Annotated in this window: 5 protein-coding genes and 1 tRNA gene; 5 read left to right on the top strand and 1 reads right to left on the bottom strand. The window is 58.3% G+C overall.

All coding sequences use genetic code 11. From position 1 onward, the window contains the following. Positions 1–277: 277 nt before the first annotated feature. The gene (locus tag Q0J81_RS09630; protein ID WP_294447471.1) at positions 278–1,228 is read right to left on the bottom strand and encodes a patatin family protein; all 951 of its coding nucleotides are present in this window, start codon (positions 1,226–1,228) and stop codon (positions 278–280) included. A gap of 753 nt (positions 1,229–1,981) precedes the next feature. On the opposite strand from Q0J81_RS09630, the gene ilvB reads away from it, so the two are divergent. The 5 genes from ilvB (at position 1,982) to Q0J81_RS09655 (ending at position 7,672) form a co-directional block, all read left to right on the top strand. Further along, positions 1,982–3,643, top strand: coding sequence for a biosynthetic-type acetolactate synthase large subunit (gene ilvB / locus Q0J81_RS09635; RefSeq protein ID WP_294447472.1), 1,662 nt, complete (start codon positions 1,982–1,984; stop codon positions 3,641–3,643). Positions 3,644–3,657: 14 nt separating this feature from the next. Continuing rightward, entirely contained in the window at positions 3,658–4,167 is a 510-nt protein-coding gene (gene ilvN / locus Q0J81_RS09640; protein ID WP_294447473.1) for an acetolactate synthase small subunit, read from the top strand. 50 nt (positions 4,168–4,217) lie between these two features. Further along, a complete protein-coding gene (gene ilvC / locus Q0J81_RS09645) occupies positions 4,218–5,210 on the top strand; it encodes a ketol-acid reductoisomerase (protein ID WP_294447475.1) in 993 nt (330 codons plus the stop codon). Between the two features lie 208 nt (positions 5,211–5,418). Continuing rightward, complete coding sequence (gene ilvD / locus Q0J81_RS09650; RefSeq protein ID WP_294447474.1) at positions 5,419–7,083, top strand: dihydroxy-acid dehydratase; 1,665 nt, start codon at positions 5,419–5,421, stop codon at positions 7,081–7,083. Between the two features lie 513 nt (positions 7,084–7,596). Then, positions 7,597–7,672: transfer RNA gene (locus Q0J81_RS09655), tRNA-Asn, on the top strand. Positions 7,673–7,693 lie beyond the last annotated feature (21 nt).

Raw genomic sequence — 7,693 nt, forward strand, 5'->3', positions numbered from 1 at the left:
GGGCTGACCGATTGTGGCACGGCCGGACGGAACTTCGTACAGTACGAGCCGCTCCTGAATTTTCGGGGGCGCCTCTTCTTTTAAGGTTCTGCGCTATGGAAAGCAGAACCTACGCTCTGTGCGTGCGCCGTTTTTTTTTTGGGGGGAAAAGCGTGCACGGACTTGCGTCGGGAGTGGCTCTCTTGCTTTTTTACGGGAAAGAGCGCAGTCGCAAAGGCCGCGGGGGCCTCTGGCCGGGGACGGCGAAGTTGCGGAATGAGATGAAGTCGCGGTGTTTTCAGACGTTCGGCATCGCTTCGTTGCTGACGGGCTTGTTTTTTTCCTCCAGATACGCCTTGAGCTCCGGCAGAACGTTCTGAGCGTCTCGGTAGCCGAGCCAGTACCATTCACCGAGCTTTTCCAGATCCTTTTCCATGCGGCCTATATCCATGAATCGGGAAGGACTGATGACAAAGATGCGCCCCTGTCGTCTGAGACTGTCTGTTTCATCGCAGAGCCGGTTGTAGTCGGCGTTGCTTTGTGCCAGCGACTGCGCAAGGGCCGGCCATTTTCTGCCGTAGTAGAGCTGCGCGAGTTTTTTTCCTGCTTCGGGATTGCGGCGATAGGCCTCAGGGCGCGTCTTGATGACCACGATGGCCGGAAATTTGTTTTCCAGAGCCCATGCCAGAGGAATTTTGCACGAGCAGCCGCCGTCGAGGTAGGGAGCACCGTCCATGCGCACCATCTGCGAAATGTAAGGCATGGTGGAGGATGCCCGCGTGGCCAGCATGATGTCGGTACAGTGTCCTTTTTCAAAGTATTCCGGCCTGCCGGTAAGGCAGTTCGTGGCCACGGCCACAAAGCGGCGTTCCGGTCGGAGAAAGCGCTTCATGTCCAGAGGATCGAGCGTTTTCGAGAGTTCTCCGAACATGAAGTCGAAACCGAAGGGGCTGCGGTTGCGCAGAAAGGCTCCGAGTCCGAAATACCTCGGGTCGTGCCGGAAGCGCAGAGGGCTGCGTGCCGAGCGGCCTATCTGCCCTGAAACATAGCTTATGCCGTTAAGCGCTCCGGCGGACACGCCGATGGTACAGGCGAGATTGAGATCGGCTTCCATCATGGCGTCCATGACCCCGACGCTGTAGGTGCCGCGCAGCGCGCCGCCTTCCAGAACGAGGCAGCCCGGCGTGACGATGTCGGAAGCAAGGCCGTTCGGCAGCCTGTCGAAGCCGGAATATGTCTTGTGAGTCATGAAGGCCCTCCTTGAAAGTGCAGGGCGTCTGCCGCGTCCGGCTCTTCCGTGGAAGGCGGAACGCCGGAAGCGGGCGCGCGGCGGGTGCGCTTTTCCTGCTGAAACGCGGCGGAAAAGATGTCGGACGGACTGCGAGAGGCGTGCATGTCCGTCATATCCGGGGAGGCGCTCCCCTGTGCCGGTATGGTATCCTTAAAAGAAAAGAGGGAAAAGAGCGAACTTGCCGACGGAATTTCCGGGCGGAGAGAGTTGGCTTCGGGCGCGTAAAACGCGCAGAGGCATGAGAGCTCCCCGTGTGGGAACGGCTCCGGACACGGACCGCAATGGAAAAGAGCACGACCGTCATGTCATTCCCTTGGAAATGGAAGCGACGTGAAACGGATATGTTTCAAACATTGATGCGCTGTGTATCTGCGGAACATTTTTATATTGCTGTCCGTAGCACTTCGAAGGGAGATGGAGTGCTTCTTTCTTCATCTCGCCCGGCTTTCTCTGTGGTTACGGACGGTTTTCGAAAATGTGAAAAAAATAGTTTGCTTTTTCGACTGGTTATTTTGCCTTTCCTTACTTGACAAGACAAGAAAAAGCAGTCCAGTATTATTCTACGATTAACGCCTGTACCCACGAAAGGGGCCGGAAAGCGCAGCCCGGGGGAAACAGGCCGAAAGACCGCCGCAAAATGGCGGGTCGTGAGACTGGGGGAGGTCCGCCTCGTGCGGATCAGCATGGTTTCAGCCCATAAGGATGAAGAATATGAAACTGACCGGTTCGGAAATTTTTTGTGAAGTGCTGGTGGAGCAGGGCGTTGACACGCTGTTCGGCTACCCCGGCGGCGCTGTGTTGAATCTGTACGACGCACTGTATAAATACCAGGATCGTATCCGTCATATCATTACCGCCCACGAACAGGGCGCCGCTCATGCGGCCGATGGCTACGCCCGTGCTACCGGCCGCACCGGCGTTGTTCTGGTAACCAGCGGCCCCGGAGCGACCAACCTTGTTACCGGCATTGCCACGGCCTACATGGACAGCGTACCCATGGTAGCCATTACCGGCAACGTGCCCACGCCTCTCATCGGGCAGGACAGCTTCCAGGAAGTGTACATTGCGGGCATCACCATGCCCATCACCAAGCACAACTTTGTGGTGGACAGGGTGGAAGACCTCGCCGACATTCTGCGCGAGGCGTTCCGCATTGCCCAGACCGGCCGCAAGGGACCGGTGCTGGTGGACATTCCCAAGGACATGACGTCGGCCGTGGCCGAGTTCGTGCCTGCCGCCCCCGTGCGCGATGCCTATACCTCCCACATTGACATGGACGCCATCGACAAGGCCGCGGACATCATCAACAATGCCCAGCGTCCGGCCATTTACTACGGCGGCGGCGTCATTTCCTCCGGCGCGAGCGCTGAACTTGCCGCGCTTATGAAGAAGACCTGCATGCCCGGCGCCTATACCCTCATGGCCGCTGGCGTCATCGACAGCGATGATCCGCTCAATCTCGGCATGGTGGGCATGCACGGCTGCCGCACAAGCAACTTCGCCCTCGACTATGCCGACGTCATGGTGGCCGTGGGCACCCGCTTCAGCGACCGCGTGGCCCTCGCTCCCGACGCCTTCGGACGCCGCGCCAAGCTCATTCAGATCGACATTGATCCGAGCGAAGTGAACAAGAACGTCGGCGTGGACGTCAGCCTCATGGGCGACGTGAAGGACATCATCTGCGCGCTTCTGCCCAAGCTGCATCAGACCTGCCGCGACGAATGGCTTGCCCAGATCGCCGAGTGGAAGCAGGAAGACTATCATCCCGAAGACAGCGACACCACGCTCAAGCCTCATCAGGTCATCCGCAAGGTCAATGAAATGGCCGGTAACGACGCCATCTACGTGACCGACGTGGGCCAGCATCAGATGTGGGCCGCGCAGTATCTGCATCACGTCAAGCCCCGCCACTTCCTCACGAGCGGCGGTCTCGGCACCATGGGCTTCGGCTACGGCGCGGCCATCGGCGCCAAGATTGCAAAGCCCGAAAAGAGAGTCGTGCTCTTCACCGGCGACGGCTCCTTCCACATGAACATGAACGAGGCCTGCACGGCGGTGAGCTTCGGGGTTCCTGTCATCACCGTCATTCTGGACAACCATGTTCTCGGCATGGTGCGTCAGTGGCAGACGAGTTTCTACGGCAAGCGCTATTCCTGCACCGACCTCAATCGCCGCACCGATTATGTGAAGGTCATCGAAGGTTTCGGCGGCAAGGGCTACCACTGCGATACGCTGGCCGATCTGGAAAAGGCCATGGCGGAGGCTCTTCAGAGCGACGTGCCCGTGTGGATTCACTGCTGCATCGACAAGGATGAAAAGGTGCTTCCCATGATTCCCGGCGGCTGCACCTGTGACTCCATCATCATGGAATAGAGAAGGGGGACAATATGACGAAACATGTGATTTCCATCGTGGTGGATAACAACGCCAACGTCATGGCACGCGTGTCCTCCCTTTTTGCCCGTCGTCGCTTCAACATGACCAGCGTCACGGCCGCCCAGACCAGCGATCCCGCCGTGTCCATCATCACCATCGTGACGGAAGGCGATTCCCATGTGCTTGATCAGATCGTGAAGCAGACGCTCAAGATGGAAGAGGTGAAATCCATCACTCTTCTTCCTCCGAACGAAAGCCTGCTCAGCGAGACCATCATGCTGCGCATGGCCTTTGATCCGGCGACGATTTCTCCCATCAAAGATATCGTTGAGGTTTACCGGGCACGAATTATTGACCTTACCTCTAGTAGCATGGTAATACAACTCACCGGCAAGCCTTCCAAGATTGAAGGCTTCCTGGAGGTCATGTCGCCCTATCAGATCCTTGAGATGTGCCGCTCCGGCATCATCGGCATGCCCAGAGGATCACAGAGTGATTGGTGGAAAAGCAGCAAGGATTAACCTCTGCTGCGGGAATGAATTATAGTCATTGAAATGGAGAAATTATCATGATCAAGAAGTACTATGACGCAGACTGCAATCTTGGTGTGCTCGACGGCAAGACGGTCGCCATCATCGGTTACGGCAGCCAGGGCCATGCCCATGCCCAGAACCTGCATGAAAGCGGCGTGAACGTTGTCGTCGGTCTGCGCAAGGGCAGCTCCAGCTGGGCCAAGGCTGAGGCCGCCGGTCTGACTGTCATGGAAGTGGAACCCGCTGCCGAAGCCGCTGACATCGTCATGATGCTGGTGCCCGACGAAGTCGCCGCCGACATCTACAACAAGCAGGTTGCTCCTCACATGAAGGAAGGCAACGTGCTCTGCTTTGCCCACGGCTTCAACATTCACTTCGGTTTCGTGAAGCCCGCTTCCAACATTGACGTGATCATGATCGCCCCCAAGGGCCCCGGCCACACCGTGCGCAGCCAGTATCAGGAAGGCAAGGGCGTGCCCAGCCTCATCGCCATCGCCCAGGACTACAGCGGTCGTGCCAAGGACTATGCTCTGGCCTATGCTTCCGGCATCGGCGCCGGTCGCGCCGGTATTCTGGAAACCACCTATCGCGAAGAAACCGAAACCGACCTCTTCGGCGAACAGGCCGTGCTCTGCGGCGGCGTGACCGAACTCATGAAGGCCGGCTTCGAAACCCTTGTGGAAGCGGGCTATGCTCCTGAAATGGCCTACTTTGAAACCATCCACGAAATGAAGCTCATCGTCGACCTCATCAACAACGGCGGCTTCGGCTTCATGCGCTACTCCATCTCCAACACCGCCGAATACGGCGATTACCGTACCGGCAAGCGTCTCATCACCGAAGAGACCCGCAAGGAAATGAAGAAGGTTCTGAGAGAAATCCAGGACGGCACCTTCGCTTCCGAGTTCATGCAGGAATTCTCCGCCGGTCGCAAGGGCAAGTTCCTTGCCACCCGCCGTCTGGAAGCCGAGCATCAGCTCGAAAAGGTCGGCGCTGAACTTCGTCAGATGATGAGCTGGCTCAAGAAGTAACATCGGTTTGAAGAAATCGCCGGGCGGCTTCTGCTGTCCGGCGATTTCTGTCTTTACGGTCGTTCGGCCGGAAGCGTGCCGCGGATGCCGTCTGCAGTACGTCCATGTTCGGCATATCGTCGGGGCTCTCGCCCCGTTTTACTGATGCCGGCGGAACGCTGAAACATAAACTGCTCTTTTACGGGAAGGGAACAGGAGAGAATACCTCATGAAGCTTCGCAGTGCGAATGTCACGCAGGGCGTGGAACGCGCGCCCAACCGCAGTCTTTTCTATGCCATGGGCTACACCAAGGAAGAATTGGATCGTCCGCTCGTCGGCGTCATCAGCGCCTACAGCGAAATCGTTCCCGGACACGCCCATCTGGACAAGATAGCCGAGGCCGTCAAGGCCGGCGTGCGCATGGCCGGCGGCACTCCCATTCTCATTCCCGCCATCGGCGTATGCGACGGCATCGCCATGGGACATATCGGCATGAAATACTCGCTGGCGAGCCGTGAACTCATTGCCGACAGCGTGGAAACCATGGCCATGGCTCATCAGCTCGACGCGCTGGTGCTCGTGCCCAACTGCGACAAGATCGTGCCCGGCATGCTCATGGGTGCGCTTCGCCTGAACATTCCTTCCGTGGTGTGCAGCGGCGGTCCCATGATGGCCGGCACTTACAACGGCGAGGAAGTGAGCCTTTCCAAAATGTTTGAAGCCGTTGGCGCCCGCAAGGTGGGGCTCATTGACGACGCCCAGCTTGAAGAGTGCGAAACCGGCGTCTGCCCCGGCTGCGGAAGCTGTGCGGGCATGTATACCGCCAACTCCATGAACTGCCTGTGCGAAGCCGTGGGCATAGCGCTGCCCGGAAACGGCACCATTCCTGCCGTGCACGCCCGCAGAATGCAGCTTGCCAAGCATGCCGGCATGGCCGTGATGGAACTTCTCAGACGTGACATCAAGCCCCGCGACATCGTCAACGAAAAGTCGCTCCGCAACGCGCTTGCCTGCGACATGGCGCTCGGCTGCAGCACCAACACCGTGCTTCATCTGCTTGCCATCGCCCATGAGGCCGGTGTGGACTTCAACCTTGCGCTGTTCAATGAAGTGAGCGCTCAGGTTCCGAATCTCTGCCATCTTGCTCCTGCCGGTCCCACCCATATGCAGGATCTGTATGCCGCGGGCGGCATTGCGGCCGTGCAGGCCGAGCTCGCCAAGGGCGGATTCATCGACACCAGCCTCATCACTGCCACGGGCAAGTCCGTGGCTGAGAACATCAAGGGTGCGGTCATCAAGGACACTGGCGCGGTTCGTCCTCTTTCCAACCCCTACAGCCCCACGGGCGGCCTTCAGATTCTCTGGGGCAACATTGCTCCCGACGGCTGTGTGGTGAAGCGCAGCGCCGTGGCTCCCGAAATGCTGAAGCACAGCGGTCCCGCCCGTGTATTTGACAGCGAGGATGAAGCCATCGACGCCATTTACAACGGTAAAATTCACGAAGGCGACGTGGTTGTCATCCGCTACGAAGGCCCCAAGGGCGGACCCGGCATGCGCGAAATGCTCAATCCCACCAGCGCTCTTGCCGGCATGAAGCTGGATACCACCGTGGCCCTCATTACCGACGGCCGTTTCAGCGGTGCAAGCCGCGGCGCGTCCATCGGACACGTTTCTCCTGAAGCCGCCGACGGCGGCCCCATCGGACTTATTCAGGAAGGCGACATCATCGCCATCGACATTCCCAATGCCAGCATCAACGTGGAAGTGAGCGAAGAAGAGCTCGCCCGCAGAAAGGCTGCCTTCGTCCCCCGTGAACCCAACATCAAGACCGGCTGGCTCGGCCGTTATGCGCGTCTTGTGAGCAGCGCCAATACCGGCGCCGTGCTGAAATAGTGATTTCCCGGGAGGAATGCCGACAGTTTCCATCTCCAAAGCTCTCTTTTCAGCTTCTGTGATTTCGTTCCGGGCGGTCCGGCACGATCCCTCAGTCAGAGAAGCAGGCCGTTTTCTTCATTCTGTTTTTTCTTCCGGGCGGTCCGGGGGAAATCCCTCAGACGGCATGGAGCGGGCGGCAAGGCGCATGATTGGTGCGGCCATTGCGTGCGGGCGGTCCGTGCGCTTCCCTCATGGCCCGGCATTATCATGCAACGGAGCATGATTCCTTTTTTCGACTGCGCTTTTCAGGCGCATCCCTCAGTCGAAAGAGCGGAGCAGGGTGAGAATGACGGCATTCCTCCATGATTTTTCAGCATGAACGCGCTCCCGGTTGCGTAACGACACGGGATCGGTCCATCTGCAGCATGACCGTTTGCCTGTCGTGAGGAAAATTTTAGAAATTTTCAAGAAAACGCTTGACGGTGCAGGCTCAATCGGCTAAGTAATTTTTCGCAGCGAATGCTGCTTTGTTCCCCGATAGCTCAATAGGCAGAGCGGGTGACTGTTAATCACTAGGTTGGCGGTTCAAGTCCGTCTCGGGGAGCCAAATTTTTCAAGGGGTTATGAC

Origin of the sequence: uncultured Mailhella sp., assembly GCF_944324575.1 — a bacterium.
In the GTDB taxonomy this organism is placed as follows: Bacteria; Desulfobacterota; Desulfovibrionia; order Desulfovibrionales; family Desulfovibrionaceae; genus Mailhella.

Bases quoted from the DNA above. Each gene is read 5' to 3' on its own strand.
- ilvD (WP_294447474.1), top strand. From the start codon at position 5,419: ATGAAGCTTCGCAGTGCGAATGTCACGCAGGGCGTGGAACGCGCGCCC.
- Q0J81_RS09630 (WP_294447471.1), bottom strand. From the start codon at position 1,228: ATGACTCACAAGACATATTCCGGCTTCGACAGGCTGCCGAACGGCCTT.
- ilvB (WP_294447472.1), top strand. From the start codon at position 1,982: ATGAAACTGACCGGTTCGGAAATTTTTTGTGAAGTGCTGGTGGAGCAG.
- ilvN (WP_294447473.1), top strand. From the start codon at position 3,658: ATGACGAAACATGTGATTTCCATCGTGGTGGATAACAACGCCAACGTC.